At 70.8% G+C, this 1,953-nt stretch carries 1 protein-coding gene; it reads left to right on the top strand.

The window, feature by feature from the left end:
* Positions 1-281 precede the first annotated feature (281 nt).
* Entirely contained in the window at positions 282-1,784 is a 1,503-nt protein-coding gene (locus V7067_RS13275) for an MDR family MFS transporter (protein WP_334176382.1), read from the top strand.
* Positions 1,785-1,953 lie beyond the last annotated feature (169 nt).

The following is a 1,953-nucleotide window of genomic DNA, read 5'->3' as shown; positions in this document are numbered from 1 at the left end:
TCCCGTTTCCACCCTATCCCACCCCGCCCTTCCCCCCTCCGGCCCTATCCCGTTCCCGCCAAATCCCGGCTCTCCGGTCCGGTCTCCGCCCTGCCCGATCCCGGCCCGATCCCTGCGCGCTCCCGGCCCGCGCCTCCGACCGTGTCTGCCGCGGGTCTGCCCGCGGCCCTGTTGCTGCCCCGGTTTTCTGCGATGTCGCAGGCCGTTCCGCTGCCGCCGTAACCGGCCGGGCCGCGGCCCCGCTCTTGCGTTCTTCGTACCGAGTTCAAGGAGGCCACCGGATGGCCCGGCCTGCCGCGTCCGATGCACCCGCCGTCCAGCAGCACCCCGTGCTGTCGACCGGGGACATCCGCTCCATCCTCATCGGCATTCTGCTGGCAATGCTGCTGGGGGCCCTCGACCAGACCATCATCGCCACGGCGCTGCCGACCATGGGGCGCGAGCTGGGCGATGTCGACGACATGCCGTGGGTGGTCACCGCCTATCTGCTGGCGGCCACGGCGGTGACGCCGCTCTATGGCAAGTTCAGCGACATCCACGGCCGCCGGGTGGCGCTGCTCATCGCCATCGTCACCTTCGTGGCCGGTTCGGTGGCCTGCGCGCTGGCACCTTCCATGCTGGTGCTGATTCTGGCGCGCGGCCTTCAGGGCCTCGGCGGCGGCGGGCTGATCTCGCTCGGCCAGACCATCATTGCCGACATGCTGCCGCCGCGCGAGCGCGCGCGCTATCAGGTGTGGATCGCCAGTGTGTTCATGTCCTCCAGTCTCGCCGGCCCGGTGCTGGGCGGCTTCTTCGCCGAGCACCTGCACTGGTCGATGATCTTCTGGATCAACCTGCCGCTGGGCATTGCCGCCTATCTCATCGCCGGGCGGGCGCTGAAGCGCCTGCCGCGTAACGACCGGCCCCACCGGCTGGACCTGACCGGCGCGGTGCTGATGGCGGGCGCCACGGTCACCGTCATGCTCGGCCTCAGCTGGGGCGGCGTGCGCATGCCGTGGAGCGCGCCGCCGGTGCTCGGCATCTTCGCCGCTTCGGCGGCGCTGTGGCTGCTGTTCGCGGTGCGCGTGGCCATGGCCGAGGAGCCGCTCATTCCCGTGGCGATCCTGAAGAACGGTGTGGTGCTGACCGGCACCGCGGCGGCCTGCTTCGGCATGGGCACCTTCATCGGCCTCAGCATCTACCTGCCGATCTATTTCGAGGTCGGGCTCGGGCTGTCGTCCTCGGCCTCCGGCCTTGCCGTGCTGCCACTGATGATCTGCACCGTCGTCGGCGCCACCATCGGCGGACGCGCCATGAGCGCCCTGAAGCACTACAAGCGCGTGCCGATCGCCGGCATGACGGTGGCCGTTGCCGCAACCGTCTCCCTCGCGCTCGGCGCCGCCACGATGCCGCTGTGGATGGTGTGCGCCATCTCCGGCCTGATCGGCGCCGGGCTTGGCACGCTGCTGCCGGTCACCACCGTCGCCATTCAGAATGCGGTGGAAATGCACCACATCGGCACCGCAACGGGAGTGATGAATTTCTTCCGCCAGCTCGGCGGCGCGCTGATCGTGGCGGCCTTCGGCGCGGTGGTGCTGGCCGATACCGGCGCCGGCGCGCTCGCCGGCCGCCATGGCGAGGGCGCCGGTGCAGCGGGGCTGAGCAGCGGCGAACTCATGGCCGCCTTCCCGCATGTGTTCGCGGCGGCCGCGGCGGGCTTCGTGCTGGCCTTCGCCTTCCTGCTGGCCATGGCCGAAAGGCCGCTGCGCGGCCGCGGCGAGGCACCGCCGCCGCTGGCGGACTGAGGCCGGGCTGAACGAACGGCCGGGGCGGAAACGGAAAGGGCCGGGCCGCCTGTCTGCGGCGCCCGGCCCCGTTTGCCTGCCGGTGCCGCCCGTCAGAGCAGCACGACGACCTTAGTGCCGACCGGCACGCGGTTATAGAGGTCGATCACATCCTGATTGATCATGCGGA

This window comes from Pseudoxanthobacter sp., assembly GCF_036822375.1.
GTDB lineage: Bacteria > Pseudomonadota > Alphaproteobacteria > Rhizobiales > Segnochrobactraceae > Pseudoxanthobacter.
This window is presented reverse-complemented; position numbering and strand designations above follow the sequence as displayed.

Coding starts and splice junctions, on each gene's coding strand:
- V7067_RS13275 (WP_334176382.1), top strand. CDS start 282: ATGGCCCGGCCTGCCGCGTCCGATGCACCCGCCGTCCAGCAGCACCCC.